Annotated in this window: 17 protein-coding genes; 3 read left to right on the forward strand and 14 right to left on the reverse strand. The window is 59.8% G+C overall.

Annotation, left to right across the window (positions count from 1 at the left end; genetic code table 11):
* Window positions 1-327 (forward strand): integrase core domain-containing protein (locus tag C4S63_RS16135; RefSeq protein WP_146063369.1); only part of this gene is annotated, 327 nt, incomplete at its 5' end.
* Between the two features lie 235 nt (window positions 328-562).
* Here C4S63_RS16135 and C4S63_RS16140 read toward each other — a convergent pair.
* Complete coding sequence (locus C4S63_RS16140) at window positions 563-970, reverse strand: SMI1/KNR4 family protein (RefSeq protein ID WP_103918180.1); 408 nt, start codon at window positions 968-970, stop codon at window positions 563-565.
* 111 nt (window positions 971-1081) lie between these two features.
* Window positions 1082-2212 carry a sterol desaturase family protein gene (locus tag C4S63_RS16145; protein WP_103918181.1) on the reverse strand — a complete coding sequence of 377 codons (1131 nt, stop codon included), beginning with the start codon at window positions 2210-2212 and terminating at the stop codon, window positions 1082-1084.
* A gap of 322 nt (window positions 2213-2534) precedes the next feature.
* On the opposite strand from C4S63_RS16145, the gene C4S63_RS16150 reads away from it, so the two are divergent.
* The gene (locus C4S63_RS16150) at window positions 2535-4415 is read left to right on the forward strand and encodes an ATP-binding cassette domain-containing protein (protein WP_103918182.1); all 1881 of its coding nucleotides are present in this window, start codon (window positions 2535-2537) and stop codon (window positions 4413-4415) included.
* A 14-nt stretch (window positions 4416-4429) separates the two neighbouring features.
* A complete protein-coding gene (locus C4S63_RS16155) occupies window positions 4430-5749 on the forward strand; it encodes a succinylglutamate desuccinylase/aspartoacylase family protein (RefSeq protein ID WP_103918183.1) in 1320 nt (439 codons plus the stop codon).
* A 181-nt stretch (window positions 5750-5930) separates the two neighbouring features.
* Here C4S63_RS16155 and C4S63_RS16160 read toward each other — a convergent pair whose 3' ends face one another.
* The 12 genes from C4S63_RS16160 to gyrA form a co-directional block, all read right to left on the reverse strand.
* A complete protein-coding gene (locus tag C4S63_RS16160; RefSeq protein WP_062817705.1) occupies window positions 5931-6233 on the reverse strand; it encodes a helix-hairpin-helix domain-containing protein in 303 nt (100 codons plus the stop codon).
* 92 nt (window positions 6234-6325) lie between these two features.
* Window positions 6326-7021, reverse strand: a complete 696-nt coding sequence (gene pyrF / locus C4S63_RS16165) for an orotidine-5'-phosphate decarboxylase (RefSeq protein WP_103918184.1) — start codon at window positions 7019-7021, stop codon at window positions 6326-6328.
* A 326-nt stretch (window positions 7022-7347) separates the two neighbouring features.
* On the reverse strand, window positions 7348-8517 hold the full coding sequence (gene lapB / locus C4S63_RS16170) for a lipopolysaccharide assembly protein LapB (protein ID WP_103918185.1): 1170 nt from the start codon (window positions 8515-8517) through the stop codon (window positions 7348-7350).
* Window positions 8514-8744 carry a lipopolysaccharide assembly protein LapA domain-containing protein gene (locus tag C4S63_RS16175; RefSeq protein WP_062817702.1) on the reverse strand — a complete coding sequence of 77 codons (231 nt, stop codon included), beginning with the start codon at window positions 8742-8744 and terminating at the stop codon, window positions 8514-8516. Before C4S63_RS16175 ends, lapB begins: the two co-directional genes overlap by 4 nt.
* A 50-nt stretch (window positions 8745-8794) precedes the next feature.
* Window positions 8795-9145, reverse strand: a complete 351-nt coding sequence (ihfB, locus tag C4S63_RS16180) for an integration host factor subunit beta (protein WP_062817701.1) — start codon at window positions 9143-9145, stop codon at window positions 8795-8797.
* A gap of 68 nt (window positions 9146-9213) precedes the next feature.
* Window positions 9214-10896 carry a 30S ribosomal protein S1 gene (gene rpsA, locus C4S63_RS16185; RefSeq protein WP_062817700.1) on the reverse strand — a complete coding sequence of 561 codons (1683 nt, stop codon included), beginning with the start codon at window positions 10894-10896 and terminating at the stop codon, window positions 9214-9216.
* Window positions 10897-11078: 182 nt separating this feature from the next.
* Complete coding sequence (gene cmk / locus C4S63_RS16190; RefSeq protein WP_062817699.1) at window positions 11079-11762, reverse strand: (d)CMP kinase; 684 nt, start codon at window positions 11760-11762, stop codon at window positions 11079-11081.
* The gene (locus C4S63_RS16195) at window positions 11759-14026 is read right to left on the reverse strand and encodes a bifunctional prephenate dehydrogenase/3-phosphoshikimate 1-carboxyvinyltransferase (RefSeq protein ID WP_062817698.1); all 2268 of its coding nucleotides are present in this window, start codon (window positions 14024-14026) and stop codon (window positions 11759-11761) included. The genes cmk and C4S63_RS16195 overlap by 4 nt, the downstream gene beginning before the upstream one ends.
* A gap of 128 nt (window positions 14027-14154) precedes the next feature.
* Window positions 14155-15267: a histidinol-phosphate transaminase gene (gene hisC / locus C4S63_RS16200; protein ID WP_103918186.1), complete on the reverse strand. Its 1113-nt coding sequence runs from the start codon at window positions 15265-15267 to the stop codon at window positions 14155-14157.
* Between the two features lie 199 nt (window positions 15268-15466).
* Entirely contained in the window at window positions 15467-16549 is a 1083-nt protein-coding gene (gene pheA, locus C4S63_RS16205; protein ID WP_062817696.1) for a prephenate dehydratase, read from the reverse strand.
* Between the two features lie 12 nt (window positions 16550-16561).
* A complete protein-coding gene (serC, locus tag C4S63_RS16210) occupies window positions 16562-17644 on the reverse strand; it encodes a 3-phosphoserine/phosphohydroxythreonine transaminase (protein WP_063509413.1) in 1083 nt (360 codons plus the stop codon).
* 131 nt (window positions 17645-17775) lie between these two features.
* Window positions 17776-20532 (reverse strand): DNA gyrase subunit A, encoded by a 2757-nt coding sequence (gene gyrA / locus C4S63_RS16215; protein ID WP_103918187.1) that lies wholly within the window; start codon window positions 20530-20532, stop codon window positions 17776-17778.
* Window positions 20533-20654: the final 122 nt, after the last annotated feature.

The raw sequence follows: 20654 nt of genomic DNA on the forward strand, positions 1-20654 counted from the left end.
CAACCTGAGAAACTCATGTTCCACTCGGATCAGGGCAGCCAATATGCCAGCCGAGTGTTCCGGCAGCGGTTATGGCGCTATCGAATGCAGCAAAGCATGAGCCGGCGGGGCAACTGTTGGGACAATGCGCCAATGGAAAGGCTGTTCCGCAGCCTCAAATCAGAGTGGGTGCCTACGATGGGCTACCGCAACTTGCCCGAAGCAAAGAAAGATATCGGTGACTATCTGATGGGTTACTACAATTACCACAGGCCTCACAGCTACAACGGCGGGATCGCCCCTGCGGTGGCCGAAGAAAAACCTAAATCACTGTCCGGTATTAGTTGACCACTACAGTAGGAGCACCTCTTGAGGTGAGAACCTTGCGAAGCAAGGCTGTTCATTGCAGAGAAGCCCCCCCTACAGAGGGCGGAGTATTCATTTCGAGGAAGCGGGAGGCCACGGCCAACGCCGTTTCCTCGCTTGGGCTCGGATTCGCACCTCGAGAGGAGCTTCTACAGCGGCTTCGTGAGGCGGGTTGGGGGTTTGAAGTTTTAGTTAGCTATTCATTATTAACGATGAATTAACTCTCTAACCAGACCTCTCTGGCCCACTGCCAGATAGAGCTCCATTCCTCATCCTCGTTGACGCCCTCGCCCGGTACCCAGAAAACGATCTGGCCGTCCTGGGCGATGGCGTAGAGGCCCTCTGCAGCCTGGCAGACGGGGATCAGCGAACGGGGCATGCCCTGGTCCCAGGCCTGGGCGGCCAGCTCGGGAAGGAAGTTGTGGGCGTAGTCGTCCATGACGGTAGCCGGCTCCAGGCTGCCGCAAAGAATGTCGCCGGTGGTGAGCAGGAATTCCTTGTACTCCCCCGGCAGCGGAATCAGCAGTTGCTCCTCGATTTCCACCAGCCGGTCTTCGTTCGGCAGTTCCAGGGCTACCAGAGAGCCCTGGTGGCGTTCGCGCAGCAGGTCGATCAGGTCATCCATTTACAGCGTTCCGGTTGGCATATTCGTTAACGATATCCTGTAGGAGCCATGCTTGCATGGCGAACCCGAAGCTGGAGTTCGCCATGCAAGCATGGCTCCAACGATACAATGTTATTCTTGGCGGTGATCCCGACGGAACGGGAACAGAAACTGGTCGACCACGCCTTCCGGCACCTGGGTGCTGGCCCGGGTGCCGTATTCGGCAGCCAGGCGGTTGGGCATGATCAGGGTGCCAAACAGTTTATCGTAGATGGGCAGAAAGGCGGCGTAATTTTTGTCCACGGCCTCGTCTTCCGAGGAGTGATGCCAGTGGTGGAATTCCGGGGTGGCGATGAGCCAGCGGATGCCCGGAAACCGGAAGCGCACATTGGCGTGGATAAAGATGGCATGGAAAGACACGAACACCAGGTAGGCATACACCGCTGACGGCGAGAAGCCGAGGATGAAGATGGGCAGGTAGCCGACAAAGCGGTTGGCGATGATTTCCACCACATGCAGGCGCGAGGAGGCCAACCAGTCCATCTGGGTGGTGGAGTGATGCACGGCGTGGAATTTCCACAGCCACGGCACTTCGTGGAAGGCCCGGTGAATCCAGTAGCTGCCCAGGTCAATAACGATCAGAATCTGGATGAACTGCAGCCACAGGGGCTGACTGGCGATGGCCTGCTGGAAGCCGATATTCACCTTGTCGTGGAGCACCACCTGGATGGGAATGATGGTGAAGAAGCTGATCAGCTGCAGGCCCACATGGCTGAACAGGAAATACTTGATGTCCGTGACCCAGCCACCGCGCAGGGTTTTCTGGTCCGGGTCTTTGGGGAAGGCTCGCTCCAGCGGGATAAACACCAGGGCCAGCACCAGCAGGGTGAGGATGAAATAGTCCAGCCCGGCGTAAAGACTGCGGCCATCCACCGGGGGCACATCCAGGCGCCCGGAACCAATCAGCGCGGCCATGCAGGCCAGCACCATGCCGATGATGCCGTAGCGCTTCTCCTGGTGACGGAAAACGCTGAAGAAGCCACAGACAAAGCCGATACCGATGCCGATAAACAGGGCAATGCGCAGCACCTCCGCGTTATAGAAGGCTCGGAACTCCGGGGTGGTCAACAACTCCGGATAGAGAAAACAGAAGCTGCCCAGCAGCGCCAGGACACCCAATCCGATGGACACGCTGGCGGTGATCTTGCCCTGCCCCGGGGTCAGATCCACCTCTTCGTAGCGTTCCCGCAAAAAGTCTGTCATGCATTGTTCTCCTTTGAGGGTCAGGCTGCCCGATGATCCCTTCAGACACCACTACAGGCTCGTAACAAGCTGCTACACTGCGCGTTCAGTTGAGATACCAGTTGAAAGTTCAAAGTTGAAACGCGGGCAAGCCTGGCCGCCATCCGGAAAACGGGGCGGACGCGATTACAGGCAGCCAAACGCGGGCACGGCATTTGCCAGCAAAGCAGCCTCCCCTCCCGCGCTTTTGAACTTTCAACTTTACACTTTCAACTCATTCCAGAGCCGGTGAATATTGTCACACCGGCAACCCATTATTCAAAACTTTGGTTATTCACACAGTATGCCTCTGATTACCCTCCGCGACATTCAGCTCAGTTATGGGCAGCAGCCGCTGCTGGATCACGTCACCCTGTCCATCGACCCGGGGGAGCGGCTTTGTCTGATTGGTCGTAACGGAGCCGGCAAGTCCACCTTGATGAAGGTGATTGCCGAGGAGATCCATGCGGATGATGGCCAGATCGAGAAGACCCAGGGGCTGACCGTGGCGCGTCTGGAGCAGGAAGTCCCGGACGATCAGGACCACAGCGTCCATTTCATGGTAGCCGAGGGACTGGGCGAGCATGGTGCCCTGCTCAGCGAGCACGCGGAATTGGTCCACCATCTTGGCGATGGTGATGACAAGGTGCTGGCCCGTTTCGAGCAGCTGAGCAGCGAGATCGAGGCCTGTGGCGCCTGGCAGCTGTCCCAGCGGGTGGACACGGTGCTCTCCAAGCTGAAGCTGGATGGCGACCAGCCCTTTGCCGGCCTGTCCGGGGGCATGAAGCGGCGGGTGCTGCTTGCCCGGGCGCTGGTGCAGGAACCGGATATCCTGCTGCTGGACGAGCCCACCAACCACCTGGACATGGATTCCATCCAGTGGCTGGAAGAGTTCCTGAAGAGCTACGGCGCCACCCTGGTGTTTATCTCCCACGACCGGGCCTTTATACGCTCCCTGGCCACCCGCATCATCGAGCTGGACCGGGGCAAGCTGACCAGCTGGCCGGGCAGCTACGAGAAGTACCTGAGTGGCAAGCAGGCGGCGCTGGAAGCGGAAGAACGGGCCAACGCCGAATTCGACAAGAAACTCAGCCAGGAAGAGAAATGGATTCGCCAGGGCATCAAGGCCCGCCGCACCCGCAACGAAGGCCGGGTGCGTGCGCTCAAGGCCATGCGCGATGAGTTCGCCCAGCGCCGCAACCGCACCGGCACCGCCAGCCTGACCATCCAGAGCGGCGACAATTCCGGCAAGGTAGTGGTGGAAGCCGAGCATCTGAATTACAGCGTGGACGGCAAGACCATCGTGCGGGATTTCTCCGTGAACCTGCTGCGCGGTGACCGGGTGGGCATTCTCGGCCCCAACGGCTGTGGCAAGTCCACCCTGATCCGTCTGCTACTGGGCCGACTGGCCCCGGATAGCGGCACCGTGAAGCTGGGCACCCAGCTACAGGTGGCCTATTTCGATCAGTTGCGAGATACCCTCAACGAGGAAAAGAGCGTGATCGACAACGTGGCCGAAGGCTCCGATGTGGTCACCATCAATGGTCAGAACAAGCATGTGATCGGCTACCTGCAGGATTTCCTGTTCGACCCGAGCCGGGTGCGCCAGCCGGTGAAATCCCTGTCCGGCGGGGAGCGCAATCGCCTGCTGCTGGCCAAGCTGTTCACCAATCCCTTCAACCTGCTGGTCCTGGATGAACCCACCAATGACCTGGACGCAGAAACCCTGGAGCTGCTGGAAGAACAATTGATGAACTACCAGGGCACCCTGCTGCTGGTCAGCCACGACCGGGAGTTCATCGACAATGTGGTGACGTCCACCCTGGTGTTCGAAAACGGCGAGCTAAACAGTTATGTGGGCGGTTATCAGGACTGGTTGCGCCAGCGCCCGGAACCTGTGAAGGGAAAAACCGTCAAATCCGCCAAGCCGGTACTTGAACCGGCTCCGGCAGCACCGAAACGCAAAAAGCTGTCCTACAAGGATCAGCGTGAGCTGGAGCAATTGCCGGAGCGTATTGAACAACTGGAAGCGGCACTGGAGGCGGTACAGGCGCGCATGTCGGACCCGGCCTTCTTCAAGGGTGACCCGGCTGAGATCAGTGCCGCACAACAGCAACAAACCGAGCTGCAGGCGGAACTGGAAACCACCTTCGCTCGCTGGGACGAGCTGGATCAGCTTGGCTGAATCAAGGAGCTTTTGTGTATAAAACGTGGTCTTCGCTGGCTATCACGGCAATCCTGACCCTTTCCGGTCTGGCGACAACGCCAGGCTGGGCCAATGAAGTGGAAGACGAAGAGCGCGCAGTGGAACGCCAACAGGAAAGCGATGGCCTGGCCACTAGCAGCGCGGATACGAACAAAACCGACAATCCCATGGCGGACGCCTCGGACCCGCCGGCGGAGGCCCCCTCTCCCCAGCCCTTGTCCCTGCTCGGAGAACAGGTAGCGCCGGGAAGCTTTGCCACCCTGCACTGGACCCCGGATCAGTCCTTTGCGTCGATTGCCACCCCGGTACCGGTGCTGGTGGCCCATGGCGACAAGCCCGGGCCGCGGCTGTGTCTGACCGCGGCCATCCATGGTGATGAACTGAACGGTATCGAGATGGTGCGCCGTCTCATGTACGAACTGGAGCCGGACCAGCTGGCCGGCACGGTAATCGGTGTGCCCATCGTCAACCTAGACGGCTTTCGCAATGGTTCCCGGTATCTGAGCGACCGCCGGGATCTGAACCGCTACTTCCCGGGCAACAAGAAAGGCAGTGCTGCCAGTCGCGTGGCCCACTCCCTGTTCAGCAATATTGTTCGCCACTGCGATTATCTGGTGGACCTGCACACCGGTTCCCAGAAACGGGTCAACCTGCCCCAGCTCCGGGCGGATCTGGACAACCCGGACGTGGTGGCCTTTGCCAAGCACTTTGGCGGCATGACCGTGCTGCATAGCCCCGGTGTCACCGGCATGCTCCGCGACGCGGCAGTGAAAAAAGATATTGTGGCGGTCACCATGGAAGCCGGTGGTCCCAACCGGCTGGAAACCGAAGCTGTGAGCTATGGGGTGCAGGCCATCGATACTCTGCTGGAAAACCTGGGCATGCGGAAGGCCAGCCGTTTCTGGAGCGCCCCGCAACCGGTGTTCTATGAGTCGGAGTGGATTCGTGCTACCCAGGGCGGCATTCTGCTTGCCGAGGTAGAATTGAATCAGAAGGTGAAAAAAGGCCAGGTACTGGGCACCGTCACCGACCCGATCAGCAATACCGGCAGCGCCATTATCGCCCCTTACAACGGTCGTATTCTGGGAATGGCAGTGAATCAGGTCGTCCACGCCGGCTTTGCGGCCTTCCGCATCGGCGAGGAAAAAACCACCGAGGAAGTGGAAGCCAAGGCAGAGAAAGCCACCCAGGAAAAAGAGGAACAGCGCCAGCATGAGGGCGACACTCCGGTTCAGGATACCCCGTCACACGAACCGGACCGAGTTGATGATCTCAGCCAGGCGGAAGAAGAGGAAAGTCATACGGAAGAATGAAACACTGACACCAGAAACAACACGCAAAAAGGCTTTCCGATGGAAGCCTTTTTTGTGGGCGCGATTTCAAACCCGGCCCTTCCACTAAACTGACCAACCCCGTTGGAGCCTTGCTCACAAGGCGAACGTATCTGCTACCTCTTCGCTTTGCGAGCAAAGCTCCAACGGGACCGGTGAAGGCTTACTGCACCACCAGGTTGTCCCGCATTTTTGCCAGGGTCTTTTCACCAATCCCCTTGATGGCAAGGAGTTGATCTACGCTGGTGAAAGGCCCCTGACTGTCACGCCACTGCACGATGGCTTCCGCGGTTTTCGGGCCTACGCCCTTGAGCTCCTGGAGCTGGGTCACATCCGCGGTATTCAGGTTGATGCGGTTTTCCGTTTCGGTGTTAGCTGCCTCCTTTACTGCTTCGACTTCCACGGCCAGAGCCGGCAGGCTCAGCGCCAGCAGCAGGGACACCACAATCGCTTTCCAAGTTTTCATGGGGATCTCCGTTTTTATTTATTGGAGTCCACACCATAGAAAGTCCGTGGCAGGGAAGTTATCAGCCGGAGGTGACGGATTACGTAAGCGGCTCAGGCAAGACTCTGTAATATCTCGTCCACGACCGCTGTAGGCTTGGCAGCCTGGGTAATCGGTCGACCGATTACCATATAGTCCACACCCGCATCCCGGGCCTGTAGCGGGGTCAACACGCGGCGCTGGTCGCCGGCGTCGGCGCCTGCAGGCCGGATACCCGGGGTAACGAGCTCAAATTGGCGGCCACAGGCATCCTTGAGCATGGCAGCTTCCCGGGCAGAGCACACCACCCCGTCCATGCCAGAACGTTTGGCCAGCTCGGCCAGGCGCTGCACCTGCACGTTGGGCTCGTCCATCACGCCGATTTGCTCCAGATCGGCCCCTTCCATGCTGGTCAGCACGGTCACCGCAATCAGGTGGGGGCGGCTGACGTGGTTGGCGATGGCATTGGCGGCGGCCTCCATCATCCGCTGGCCGCCGCTGGCATGAACATTGACCATCCACACGCCCAGATCGGCCGCTGCCGCCACGGCACCGGCCACGGTATTGGGGATGTCATGGAATTTCAGGTCGAGAAACACCTCGAACCCTTTGCTGTGCAATCCCTCCACAATGGCCGGGCCACTGCGGGTAAAGATTTCCTTGCCCACCTTGACGCGTACCTTGGCCGGATCCAGCTGATCAGCCATGGCCAGCGCCCGGGCGGCATCGGGATAGTCCAGGGCGACAATGACAGGGCTGGAGATGGGCATGGCGATTTCCTGAGTGGCGGGTGGGCGTGGGTATGGTAGGCGTTGGGTTAAGCGGGTTCAAGAATTGCCAGGGCACGCTTTGATCGTCATGCAAACGGTTCCTGTAGGAGCTCCACTCGAGGTGCGAACCGAACGTAGCGAAGCAACCCCAGGAAGATCACTCTTTAGCGACCTGTAGAGCCCGGAAATGCCTGATCGCCCTGCGGTCGATTCCGTGCTTCGCACGGTTCGTCCCTCAAGAGGAACTCCTACAGCGGCTTCGTGAGAAATGACGAAGCCCTGGGAACTTCCAGACATTGCCAATCCAATCGAGGGTAGCTCGTAGCCTAGACTTCCTTCACCACCGGCTTGATGGACCCCCAGCGCTTGCAGCTTGGGCAGCGCCATTGCATCAAGGGGGTTTCGAAACCACAGCGGCGGCATTTGTAGAGACTCTTGTCGTTGAGCAGTTGCTCGGACAGTTGCTTGAGCACACCCAGGTGCTCGCGGGCCTCCCCTTCTGCACTGCCGGCCAGGCTCATGTCGATGATCCGGTTGAGGCCACGCACAGAAGGATTCGCTTTCATGTATTCAGCAATGAAATCCGCCGCTTCCTTGTCGCCGTAACGCTCCTTGAGCGCTTCCGAAAGCAGCAGGATGCGGCTGGTGCTGGGTTTTTCGGCACTGTAGTCCGCCAGCATCTGAATAAATTCTTCGTCTTTCTCCTGCTGCTGGTAACAGGTGCGCAGCTTGTCGAGCACTTCATCGAAGAAGTCACTGTCCTGGACCCAGATGCGCTGCAGCCCCTGGATGGCGGCATCCCAATTCTGCTCGCCCATTTCCAGCTCGCCTTCTGCAATGCTGGCTCGTACGCACTGATCATCAAACGACAGGGCCCGGCGCAACAAGCGACGGGCTGGATTGATATCGCCGTCACGGCGCAGATTGTCCGCCTGCTCACAGCAATACTGGGCCAGTACCGGCCCCAACGCCGGGCGGCTTTTGATCAGCCGTTCGCCCATGCTGATGGCATTGACCCAGTCCCGCTCCTGCTCGTACAGGCCCATCAGTTGCTGACAGACTTCATCCTTGGCCTGACAGTCCTGATCCAGCATTTCCAGCAGTACCTGCTCGGCCAGATCGAAGATGCCACTGGCCAGATAATCCTGGGCCAGCTCCAGCTGAATTTCTTCCTGGACCGGGCGGCCATAGTCGCCATGTTCCAGCAGGTGGGTATGGAGCTGGGCCGCCCGGTCGAACTCGCCCCGTTTGCGGAACAGCTTGCCCAGGGCCAGGTGGGTATCCAGACCCTCCTCGCTCACATCCAGGCCCTTGAGCAGCGCCTCAATCCCCTTGTCGGGTTCTTCATTAAGAAAGAAGTTGATGCCGGCCACATAATCCTTGGACAGGGACGCCATGCGCCGACGTTGGCGGCGCTTGCTTTCACGCTTGCCGAGAAAAAAACCGGCCGCAATGGCAACAAAGAACAGTGGCAACAGCCAAAAGGATTCACTCATGAAAACAGGCTCTTGAGGCCACGCAGGCCGATACCGGCCAGCAGTCCCAGGAAAAGACCAATAGCCAGTACACCGATCACCAGCACACCCAGCGAGACCTCCCAGTGCCACTGGTAGAACAGCATATCCAGCATCACCAGGTCACGATTGCTGGTGACGAACAGAAAGGCAAAAAGAAAAACGGCCACAACGGCCAGAATTACCAGAATCCGGTACAGGTTTCGCATCGAAAGGTTCCCTCTTTACTGGCCAGGACGCTGCCAGGCGATAACGGGGTTTAGTTAACCGCAGCCTGATTGCCGCTGGCGCCATTATCAACACCTTCACCACTGTCTTCATGCAGTGAATCGTTAACGCGCTCGCGCAGCTCTTTGCCGGGTTTGAAGTGGGGAACGTATTTGCCGTGCAGCTCGACGCTGGCACCGGTCTTGGGATTGCGTCCCACGCGGGGCGCACGAAAATGGAGGGAAAAACTGCCGAAGCCGCGTATTTCGATACGACCTCCGCCGGCCAGAGAATCGGCCATCTGTTCGATAAGCGTTTTGACTGCCAGCTCCACATCCTTGGGCGACAACTGGTTTTGCCGATCGGCAATCCGCTCAATCAATTCCGACTTGGTTAACGCCATTACAGCCTGCTCCCTGGGCTCCCAGCCCAGTGGGACCGGCACGATGCCGGTCCCCGGGAGGAGCCGTATTATGACTCGTTGCTGCTTTCCATCTGCTTCTTGATCAGGTCACCGATGGTCTTCGGCGCATTGGCGTCCTGCTGTTCAGACAGTCCGTCAATGGCTTCACGCTCGTCGGCCTGGTCCTTCGCTTTGATGGACAAGCTCAGAACACGGTTCTTGCGATCAACGTTAGTGATTTTCGCTTCCACTTCGTCACCGACGTTAAGCACTTCGGTCGCATCGTTAACGCGGTCGCGGCTGATTTCGCTGGCACGCAGGGTACCTTCCACGTTCTCGGCAAGCTCAACGGTAGCTGCTTTCGCGTCTACCGATTTGATCACGCCCTTGACGATTGCGCCCTTGTCATTAGCAGCAACATACTGAGCAAACGGATCGTCTGTCAACTGCTTGATACCCAAGGAAATTCTTTCGCGCTCTGCGTCGATGGACAGAACCACGGTTTCCAGCTCGTCACCCTTGTTGAAGTTACGCACGGCATCTTCGCCCTGCTCTTCCCAGGAAATGTCGGACAGGTGCACCAGACCGTCGATGCCGCCTTCCAGACCGATGAAGATACCGAAGTCAGTGATGGACTTGATCTTGCCGGAAATGCGCTCGCCTTTCTGGTATTTCTGCTCGAAGGCATCCCACGGGTTGGACTGGCACTGCTTGATACCCAGGGAAATACGACGACGGTCCTGATCGATGTCCAGGATCATCACTTCCACTTCGTCGCCGATCTCTACAACCTTGGACGGGTGGATGTTCTTGTTGGTCCAATCCATTTCGGATACGTGAACCAGACCCTCTACACCCTCTTCGATTTCGGCGAAGCAGCCGTAATCGGTCAGGTTGGTCACCTTCGCCTTCACGCGGGTGCCTTCCGGGTACTTGCCCACGATATCGTGCCACGGATCTTCGCCCAGCTGCTTCAGACCAAGGGAGACACGCATCTTCTCGCGGTCGAACTTGAGTACCTTGACGTCGATTTCCTGGCCAACTTCCACGATCTCGCTCGGATGCTTGATGCGCTTCCAGGCCATGTCGGTGATGTGCAGCAGGCCGTCGATGCCACCCAGGTCCACGAACGCACCGTAGTCGGTCAGGTTCTTCACGATACCCTTGACTTCCATGCCTTCCTGGAGGGTTTCCAGCAGCTGCTCACGCTCGGCGCTGTGCTCGGCTTCCATCACGGCACGACGGGAAACCACCACGTTGTTGCGCTTGGGATCCAGCTTGATGACCTTGAAATCCAGCTCTTTGCCTTCCAGGTGCGCCACATCGCGTACCGGACGGATGTCTACCAGGGAGCCCGGCAGGAACGCACGGATCGGGCCGATATCGACAGTGAAGCCACCCTTCACCTTGCCGGAAATCATACCTTTTACGATCTCGTCTTCGTCGAAAGCTTTTTCCAGCTCGCCCCAGACTTCGGCGCGCTTGGCTTTTTCACGGGACAGGCGGGTGAAGCCCATGCCATCGTCGATGGCGTCTACGGCTACATCAACTTCATCGCCTTCAGCGATTTCCAGCTCGCCTGCCTCGTTAATGAATTCTTCGCGGGCAATAATGCCTTCGGATTTCAGGCCTGCGTTAACGGTTACCCAGTCGCTATCGATGGATACAACAGTACCCTTGATGATGGAGCCACGGGCAACGTCCAGGTCCTTAAGGCTTTCTTCAAAGAGATCAGCAAAAGATTCGGTCATGAAATTCACTCTGTATTTAAGTCACATGCCAACCAGCAGACATGGGTTAGTCAACGAAAGCGATCCACCCTCCCCCAGCTGGCTTACTTTTTCAGGGTCGAGCAGATCAACCGCTTTTACACAAAATCAGAATCCCCCCTCGACACGGATTGCCGAAGGAGTTCGATGGCGTGTGTGCTGCCTTACACCAGTTGGCGGGCGGCAGCCTCATCAAGAATCCGGTCGACCACGTCATCAACCGACAGGGTGGTGGAATCTATCACCACGGCATCGTCTGCCGGGCATAGAGGTGCCACCTCACGGTTCATGTCACGGTCATCCCGGGTGCGGATGTCCTCAACGAGGGTCGCGAGGGTAGCACCAAAGCCCTTTTCCTTCAACTGCTCAAAGCGCCGTCTGGCGCGCTCTTCAGCGCTGGCGGTAAGGTAAATCTTGAGGGGGGCGGAGGTAAACACCACGGTGCCCATATCGCGGCCATCAGCCACCAGGCCGGGGGCTTCGGCAAAGGCACGCTGGCGGGCCAGCAGGGCATCACGGACCGGCTGCAGCACGGCAACCTGGCTGGCCAGCTCGCCGACGCTTTCCTGACGGATAATGTTGGACACATCCTCACCGTCCAGAATCACCGCCGTATCCCCCTGCTGCTCCACAAAACGGACCGGCAGGGACTGGGCCATGGCCACCAGTGCCGCCTCATCATCCAGGGCAACCCCTTGATTTCTCGCGTGATAACCCAGCACCCGGTAGAGGGCACCGGAATCCAGCAGATGCCAGCCAAGGCGGGCCGCCACCAGACGGGCCACGGTCCCTTTTCCGGAGGAAACCGGTCCGTCGATGGTCAATACAGCGGTGGACGGAGCAGTCATTTCACCTCCAGGTTCAGGCCCGCGTGGGCTGCCAGCTGGGCAAAGCCCGGGAAGCTGGTCGCCACATTGGCGCAGTCATTGATCGTAATCGGGCCAGAGGCGCGCAGGGACGCCATGGCAAAGCTCATGGCAATGCGGTGATCGCCGTGGGACTGGATCTCGCCGCCAGCAAAGGGGCCGCCGCTGATGCGAATGCCGTCCTCGAAGACCTCGTGATCCACGCCCAGCGCGGCCAGGCCGTCCGCCATGACCTGGATGCGGTCGGATTCCTTCACCCGCAGCTCTTCCGCCCCCCGCAGGATGGTATCCCCTTCGGCGCAGGCAGCAGCGATGAAGATGGCGGGGAATTCGTCGATCGCCAGCGGAACCAGCTCTTCCGGGATGTCGATGCCCTTGAGCGGTGCGGATTTGACGACGATGTCAGCCACCGGCTCGCCGCCGGCATCTCGCTGGTTTTCCAGGCGGATATCCGCCCCCATCAGCTTGAGAATGTCGATCACGCCGGTACGGGTCGGGTTGATGCCCACGTGGGGTAGCGTCAGCTCACTGCCTTCGGCAATGGAGGCGCCCACCAGGAAGAAGGCCGCCGAGGAGATGTCCGCGGGCACCTCCAGCTTGCAGGCGGTGAGTGTGCCACCACCGGTCAACGCGCTGGTGGCGCCGTCGCGGCGCACGTCATAGCCAAAACCACCCAGCATTCGCTCGGTGTGATCGCGGGTGGGGGCCGGCTCGGTGACCGAGGTTTCACCTTCCGCATACAGGCCACCCAGCAGCACGGCGGATTTCACCTGGGCGGAAGCCATGGGCAGGTCGTAATGGATGCCCTTGAGGGGCTGACCACCGCGAATGCGCACCGGCGGCCGGCCTTCGTTACCCGTGGTGATCTGCGCCCCCATGTCACGCAGGGGGCGGGCCACCCGCTCCATGGGGCGTTTGGACAGGGAGGCATCGCCGGTGAGCTCCACATCAAAGGCCTGTCCGGCCAGCAAGCCGGTGAGCAGGCGCATGGAGGTGCCGGAGTTGCCCATGTAGAGCGGTTTGCCCGGTGCCTTGAGACCGTGCAGACCCACCCCGTGAATGGTGACCTGGCCGTTGTGTGGGCCTTCGATAACCACGCCCATATCGCGGAATGCCTGCAGCGTTGCCAGGGCATCCTCGCCTTCCAGAAACCCTTCCACCCGGGTCACGCCCTCGGCCAGGGAGCCGAGCATGATGGAACGGTGGGACATGGACTTATCGCCGGGTACCCGTACCCGGCCAGTGAGTCGGCCACCCGGCGTCACCACAAAGGTGGGGTTGGCATGCTTGCTGTGAGAGGCACTGTGAATGGTGCTGTCTGTCATGGTTGTGTCGTCACCTGAATGATGGGCGCGGGTATAGGAGGTGCGCTCGTTCATGGCCAAAAAATGGGCCCGGGCCGAATTGGCGCGGGTCATGATGCCCATCAGGGCATCGGAATCATCGTCGCTGACCGCCTGGCGGAAGCGGGAAATACCGTCGCTGAACAGGTCCAGGGACTGCAGCAGCGCGGCCTTGTTCTCACGAAAAATATCGTGCCACATCAGCGGATCGGAGCTGGCGATACGGGTGAAGTCGCGAAAACCGCCGGCAGCATAGCGGAAGATCTCCGTGGAGTCGCCCTGCCGGGCCAGGGTATCCACCAGCGAAAAGGCCAGTAGATGGGGCAAATGGCTGGTTTCCGCCAGGACCTGATCGTGGTAATCCGGCGCCATCTGCAGCACTTCCGCCCCCATGGCGGTCCAGATTGCCCGCACCCGGGCAGTGGCCGCCGGGTCCGTGGCCTCGGTGGGGGTCAGGATGACCCGGTGGTCCCGGTACAGATCCGCATCGGCAGCACCAACGCCGCTCTTTTCCTTGCCGGCAATAGGGTGACCGGGCACGAAGCGGGAGACATGCTCACCCAGTGACTCACGGGCCGCGGTGATCACATTGCCTTTGACACTGCCACCATCCGTGATGATTGCCGTGCGGGACAGGCCCGGTTTCAGCGCACTCAACACCTTGCCCATGGCAGAAACGGGCGTGGAGACAAATACCAGATCGGCGCCCTTGACCGCCTCAGCCAGATCCTGGCTGCCTTCGTCGACAACACCTAACGCAATCCCCTGCTCCAGCGTCCGTGCCGAGCGAGAACCGGCTACGATTGACGCGGCTAGTCCGTTTTTGCGGGCGGCGGCAGCAAAGGAACCGCCGATCAGGCCCAGGCCGATAACGGCGATGCGGTTGAATAGGGGTTCAGGCATGACAAACGCCCCCGGTTCGCATTGTAGGAGCACCTCTCGAGGTGCGAACCGAATCTGGCACGGCATGCCGCAAGCAGGTTCGCACCTCAACAGGTGCTCCTACAGCGGGCATTTCCAAGGTTTTGGCATTACCCATCCGCCATTTCCTTCAACACATGTTTGAGGGCTTGCAAGAAACGCTCGTTCTCGCGGCTGGTGCCCACGGTCACGCGCAGGAAGTTCGGCATGCCGTAGCCTCCCAGAGGACGCACAATCACGCCTTCGCGCAACAACGCCTGGTACACCGGCATGGCGTCGCGGCCACAGTCGAAGGCGATGAAGTTGGCCACCGAGGGAATCTGCTCAAGATGCAGCTTTTGCAAGCCCTCCGCGATTTGCACCAGGCCGCTGGTGTTTTCACTGCGGGAATTCTCAATGTGGTCGTCGTCGGACAAGGCGGCTTCGGCTGCCACCATGGCCGGAGTATTGACGTTGAACGGCTGGCGCACCCGGTTCAGCACATCGGCAATCTGCGGATTAGAGACGCCATAACCGATGCGCAGGCCGGCCAGGCCATGAATCTTGGAGAAAGTCCGCGTTACCACCAGGTTCGGGTATTTTTGCAGGCGCTCGATGCCATTCGGGTAGTGGCTTTCTTCCACATATTCGAAGTAGGCCTCGTCCAGCACCACGATCACCCGCTCCGGGATGCGCGACAGGAACTCGTCCAGGGCGTGGGCGTTAAACCAGGTGCCCGTGGGGTTGTTCGGGTTGGCCACGAAAATCACCCGGGTGCGTTCGGTCACCGCCTCGGCCATGGCAGCCAGATCGTGGCCATAGAGATTGGACGGCACTGCCACCGGCCTGGCATTACAGGCCAGGGTCACCAGCGGATACACCGCAAAGGCATACTCGGAAAAAATCGCTTCATCGCCGGGCTGCAGGTAGGCCCGGGCGATCAGGTCCAGCACATCGTTGGAGCCGTTTCCCAAGGTCAGCTGACGGGTTTGCACCCCCAGCTTTTCCGCCAACGCCGCCTTCAGGGAAAAACCCGCGCCATCCGGGTACAGGTGCAGCTCATGCAGGTGTTTGAGTGCATGCAGGGCCTTGTGACTGGCGCCCAGAGGGTTTTCGTTGCTGGCCAGTTTGACGATGTCGGTGAGACCCAGCTCCCGTTCCAGCTCCTCGATGGGCTTGCCCGGCTCATAGGGCTTGAGCTGCTGAACGCCACTGTTGGCAAGTTCGATGTAGTCGCAAGTCATGATGACTCCTTTGCCTGCCTGAGCGGCACGCCTGGCGAATTCAATGGGTTCTATCTAACGCTTGGCGCTTGGTGCCATCCACGGGCATCTTCACCAAGCACGCCTCAAAACCACTGTAGGAGCCATGCTTGCATGGCGAATTACCGAAACCTTCGCCATGCGAGCATGGCTCCTACGGTCACACTATCCTGAAGACGGGCTACAGCACTGCCTTGGGGTACGAGCCCAGCAGCTTGATGGTGTTGCCGGCCGCTTCCAGCTTGTCCAGTACCGGCTGCAGCTTGCCATCTTCCTTGTGCCCTTCGCAGTCCACGAAGAACACATAACTCCAATTGGACGTCCGCGAGGGCCGGGATTCAAGGCGGGTCAGGTTGATACCTTCATCCCGGAATGGTGCCAGCACCTCATAAAGCAGGCCCGGGCGGTTCTTGCCGCTGATCATCAGGCTGGTCTTGTCGTTGCCGGACGGCGGTGTGTCCTGGCGGCCGATGATGATGAAGCGGGTGGTATTGTCCGGACGATCTTCGATGTTGCGCTGCACCGCTTCCAGGCCATACAGCTCTTCCGCCATTTCCCCGGCAATGGCCAGGGCATTCCACTCGTCCTTCAGGCGACGGGCCGCTTCCGCGTTGGAGCTGACGGCAATGCGCTCGACGCCCGGCATATGGGCATCCAGCCACTGGCGGCACTGGGCCAGGGTCTGCTGATGGGAATAGACCCGGGTCACCTTGTCACGGCGGGTGTGTTCACCGGCCAACAGGTGATGGTGGATGCGCAGCTCCACTTCGCCACAGATTTTCAGGCTGGAGGTCATGAAGGTGTCCAGGGTGTGGTTGACCACCCCTTCGGTGGAGTTTTCCACCGGCACCACCCCGTAGTGAGCGGCCCCGGCTTCCACTTCCCGGAAAACCTCATCAATGGCACCGAGCGGGACGCTTTCCACCGCATGACCGAAATGCTTGAGCGCCGCCTGCTGGGTAAAGGTGCCTTCCGGCCCCAGAAACGCCACTTTCATGCGCTGTTCCAGTGCCAGGCAGGCGCTCATGATTTCACGGAAAAACCGCGCCATGGTTTCGCCATCCAGCGGCCCCTGGTTGCGCTCTTTGACCCGGCGCAGCACCTGAGCTTCCCGCTCCGGACGGTAGAACACCGGGTTGGGATCCGTGGCGATCTTCACCTCGGCCACCTTGTGAGCCAGGGTGGCACGCTCGTTGAGCAGGTCCTGCAGCCGCTGGTCCAGCTGGTCGATCTGATCACGCAAATTTTCGAGAGATTCGGTCATGGCGGTCCCCGCTCAGCCGTTGCGTTTTTCGAAGTCCGCCATAAAGGCGATCAGCGTATCCACTGCGGCTTCCGGTACCGCATTGTAGATACTGGCGCGCATGCCCCCCACGCTACGGTGGCCCTTCAGGTTCAACAGGCCGGCCTTGTCCGCTTCGCTGAGGAACTGTTTGTCCAGGTTGGCATCGGCCAGCACGAAGGGCACATTCATCCAGCTGCGGCTGATTGTCTCCACCGGGTTGCTGTAGAAGCCACTGTTATCAATAAAACCATACAGCTTTTCGGCCTTGCGCTGGTTGGTTTCTGCCATGTTGGCCACCCCGCCCTGCTTTTTCAGCCACTGGAACACCAGACCGGCCAGATACCAGGCGTAGGTGGGCGGCGTGTTGTACATGCTGCCATTGTCCGCATGGGTCTGATAGTTGAGCATGGCAGGCACATGGGCACCGGCCTTGCCAAGCAGGTCCTTGCGCACGATGACCAGGGTCAGGCCAGCGGGGCCGATATTCTTCTGGGCGCCGGCATAAATGAGCCCGAACCGGTTCACGTCGATGGGCCGGGAAAGGATGGTGGAGCTCATGTCTGCCACCAGCGGGCTGTCACCCACCTCGGGAATAAAGCTGTACTCCAGCCCCCCGATGGTTTCGTTGGGGCAGTAGTGCACATAGGCCGGGTTGGCAGACAGCTGCCAGCTGTCCTGGGGCGGCACGGTGGTGAAATTGGTGTCTTCGCTGCTGGCGGCTACGTTGATGTTGCCGTAGCGGCCCGCTTCCTTGATGGCCTTCTTCGACCACTGCCCGGTGTTGATGTAATCCGCGGTTTGCCCTTCGCCCAGCAGGTTCATGGGCACCATGGCAAATTGTGTGGAGGCACCGCCCTGCAGAAACAGCACGGCGTAATCCTCGCTGATACCCATGAGATCGCGCAGATCCTGCTCTGCCCTTTCGGCAATCTCCACGAACACCTTGTCCCGATGGCTCATTTCCATGATGGACAGGCCCATGCCCTGGTAGTCGAGCATTTCCTGACGGGCCTGCTCCAGAACGTCCGTCGGCAGCGCCGCGGGACCTGCGCAGAAGTTATAGGCGCGGGACATGCATTTTCTCCGTGACTAGATTGAAAGTAGCAAACCGGTTAATCAAAGAAGCCCGGTAACACCGGGCTCGGGTAATTCGTCGAATCATTGAGAAAACACCGTAGGAGCACCTCGAGAGGTGCTCCTGCAGGTTATTCCTCGGCGTCGTCGGAGGCGTCAGACTCCGGTGCTTCAGGGGTAACATCCCCCTCTTCCAGCACCTCACCTTCTTCGATGTCGTCCTCATCGCCTTCCAGCTCGGGAATGGTGGCCAGGCCACACAGTTTTTCGCCCTCGCCCAGACGAATCAGGCGCACGCCCTGGGTGTTACGGCCGGACGTACTGATCTGGTCCACACCGGTACGCACCAGGGTGCCCTGGTTGGAAATCAGCATGATGTCCTCGCCACCGAACACCTGGGTGGCACCGACCAGTTCACCGTTACGCTCGTTGATCACCATGGCAATCACACCCTGCCCACCACGGCCTTTGGTGGGGTACTCGGTGAGCGGGGTACGCTTGCCGTAGCCATTTTCGGAAGCGGTCAGGATCTGGCCCTCTTCCTGCGGCACGATCAGGGAAATCACGTCCACCCCTTCGGCCAGCTTGATGCCACGCACACCACGAGCCAGACGGCTCATGACGCGCACCTTGGACTGATGGAAACGCACGGCCTTGCCGTTGCGCGCCACCAGCATCACATCTTCATCGCCGTGGGTAATGGCCACATTCACGAGATGTTCGCCTTCCTGCAGCTTCACGGCGATCAGGCCGGAGCTGCGCGGACGGGCAAAGTTGGCCAGGGCAGTACGCTTGACGATGCCGCTGGAGGTGGCCATGAAAATAAACGGACCCGGCACGGTATCGACCACGGCCTCGGCCTCATCGCCGTCTACCGTCTCGTCGATCACCTCATCCGCATCAATCACATCGTCTTCGTCCGCTTCCGTTTCCACGCCGGCGGCTTTCTGCTGACGCACCATTTCCGCGTCCAGACGCAGGATGGCGGTAATGCGTTCATCATTGCCCAGGGCCGGCAGCAGATTGACGATGGGCTTGCCACGGGACGCGCGCCCCCCCTGGGGCAGCTCGAAGGTACGCAACCAGAACACCTTGCCCGCGTCAGTGAACAGCAACAGGGTGTCGTGGGTACCCGCCACCAGCAGGTGCTCCACGTAATCCTCATCCTTCAGCTGACCGGCGGACTTGCCGCGACCACCGCGCTTCTGGGCCCGGTAGGTGTCGATAGGCTGCATCTTGGCGTAACCCCCGTTGGACAGGGTCACCACCACGGTTTCTTCAGCGATCAGGTCTTCCATGCTCAGATCGAGACGGGACGTGACGATTTCGGAACGGCGCTCGTCGGCATATTCCTCGCGGATCGCTTTCAGCTCGTCACGAATGACCTGCATCAGGCGCTGCGGGTCCGCCAGGATCAGCATCAGCTCGGCAATCTGCTCCAGCAGCTCCTGATAATCACTGATCAGTTTTTCCCGTTCCAGGCCCGTCAGCTTCTGCAGGCGCAGATCCAGGATCGCCTGGGCCTGTTCCGGGCTCAGGTAATACAGGCCCTCACGCAGGCCGTACTGCTCGTCCAGGCCATCCGGACGGGCCGCATTTTCACCACCGGCACGCTCCAGCATTTGCATCACGTCGCCGGGAGTCCAGCCCTTGGCCAACAACTTCTCTTTGGCTTCCGCGCCGCTGGGAGAGCCCTTGATCAGCTCGATCACCGGATCGATGTTGCTCAGAGCGACCGCCAGACCTTCCAGCAGGTGGGCCTTTTCCCGGGCCTTGCGCAGTTCGAATACGGTACGACGGGTCACCACTTCCCGGCGGTGACGGATAAAGGCATCCAGCAATTCGCGCAGGTTCAGGGTCTTCGGCTGGCCATCGACCAATGCCACGGTGTTGATACCGAAAACCGTCTCCATCTGGGTCTGCTGATAGAGATTGTTCAGCACCACTTCCGCGTTTTCGCCACGGCGCAGCTCGATCACGATGCGCATGCCTTCCTTATCGGACTCGTCACGCAGCTCGGTGATGCCTTCGATCTTCTTGTCTTTCACCAGCTCGGCGATCTTCTCGATCAACCGTGCCTTGTTCACCTGATAGGGGATCTCGTGAACAATGATGGCTTCCTTGCCACTCTTGTCAGTCTGCTCGATTTCGGCGCGGGCGCGCATGTACACGCGGCCACGGCCGGTGCGGTAGGCCTGCACAATCCCGGCGCGGCCATTAATGATGCCGGCGGTGGGGAAATCCGGGCCCTTGATGTATTCCATCAGGTCGTCCGGCGTCAGGCTGTCGTCATCGATCAACGCCAGACAGCCATCCACCACTTCGCCCAGGTTATGGGGCGGAATATTGGTGGCCATGCCCACGGCAATACCGGAGGAGCCGTTTACCAGCAGATTGGGCACCCGGGTAGGCATCACATCGGGAATCTTTTCCGTGCCGTCGTAGTTGTCGACGAAATCCACGGTTTCCTTGTCCAGATCGGCCAGCAGTTCGTGGGCAATCTTGGCCATGCGCACTTCGGTGTAACGCATGGCGGCAGCGGAATCCCCGTCGATGGAACCGAAGTTACCCTGGCCGTCCACCAGCATGTAGCGCAGGGAAAACGGCTGCGCCATCCGCACGATGGTGTCGTACACGGCGGAGTCACCATGGGGGTGGTATTTACCGATTACGTCACCGACCACACGGGCAGACTTTTTGTAGGGCTTGTTCCAGTCGTTGTTCAGCTCGTGCATGGCGAACAGCACCCGGCGGTGCACCGGCTTGAGGCCGTCGCGCACGTCCGGCAGTGCCCGTCCCACGATCACGCTCATGGCGTAATCCAGGTACGACTGCTTGAGTTCGTCTTCGATGTTGACCGGGGTAACTTCTCTGGCGAGATCCGTCATAGCGATCCTTACTTTCCACAAGTATCGGAAAAGCCCCTGCGGCTTTCCCAAGCCGGCCCCGGATCGGGGCCGATTTCACAGCGTGCCCATGGCACCCTGTGCAGTCTGTTCTTATAGCAGCC

This window comes from Alcanivorax sp. DSM 26293, assembly GCF_900107995.1.
Lineage (GTDB): Bacteria > Pseudomonadota > Gammaproteobacteria > Pseudomonadales > Alcanivoracaceae > Alcanivorax.

Excerpts from the sequence above, each read along its gene's own strand:
- pyrF (WP_103918184.1), bottom strand. The coding sequence starts at position 7,021 with ATGCCCATCTCCAGCCCTGTCATTGTCGCCCTGGACTATCCCGATGCC.
- lapB (WP_103918185.1), bottom strand. The coding sequence starts at position 8,517 with ATGAGTGAATCCTTTTGGCTGTTGCCACTGTTCTTTGTTGCCATTGCG.
- rpsA (WP_062817700.1), bottom strand. The coding sequence starts at position 10,896 with ATGACCGAATCTTTTGCTGATCTCTTTGAAGAAAGCCTTAAGGACCTG.
- C4S63_RS16195 (WP_062817698.1), bottom strand. The coding sequence starts at position 14,026 with ATGCCTGAACCCCTATTCAACCGCATCGCCGTTATCGGCCTGGGCCTG.
- cmk (WP_062817699.1), bottom strand. The coding sequence starts at position 11,762 with ATGACTGCTCCGTCCACCGCTGTATTGACCATCGACGGACCGGTTTCC.
- C4S63_RS16160 (WP_062817705.1), bottom strand. The coding sequence starts at position 6,233 with ATGAAAACTTGGAAAGCGATTGTGGTGTCCCTGCTGCTGGCGCTGAGC.
- C4S63_RS16175 (WP_062817702.1), bottom strand. The coding sequence starts at position 8,744 with ATGCGAAACCTGTACCGGATTCTGGTAATTCTGGCCGTTGTGGCCGTT.
- C4S63_RS16145 (WP_103918181.1), bottom strand. The coding sequence starts at position 2,212 with ATGACAGACTTTTTGCGGGAACGCTACGAAGAGGTGGATCTGACCCCG.
- serC (WP_063509413.1), bottom strand. The coding sequence starts at position 17,644 with ATGTCCCGCGCCTATAACTTCTGCGCAGGTCCCGCGGCGCTGCCGACG.
- C4S63_RS16140 (WP_103918180.1), bottom strand. The coding sequence starts at position 970 with ATGGATGACCTGATCGACCTGCTGCGCGAACGCCACCAGGGCTCTCTG.
- ihfB (WP_062817701.1), bottom strand. The coding sequence starts at position 9,145 with ATGGCGTTAACCAAGTCGGAATTGATTGAGCGGATTGCCGATCGGCAA.
- C4S63_RS16150 (WP_103918182.1), top strand. The coding sequence starts at position 2,535 with ATGCCTCTGATTACCCTCCGCGACATTCAGCTCAGTTATGGGCAGCAG.
- hisC (WP_103918186.1), bottom strand. The coding sequence starts at position 15,267 with ATGACTTGCGACTACATCGAACTTGCCAACAGTGGCGTTCAGCAGCTC.
- pheA (WP_062817696.1), bottom strand. The coding sequence starts at position 16,549 with ATGACCGAATCTCTCGAAAATTTGCGTGATCAGATCGACCAGCTGGAC.
- gyrA (WP_103918187.1), bottom strand. The coding sequence starts at position 20,532 with ATGACGGATCTCGCCAGAGAAGTTACCCCGGTCAACATCGAAGACGAA.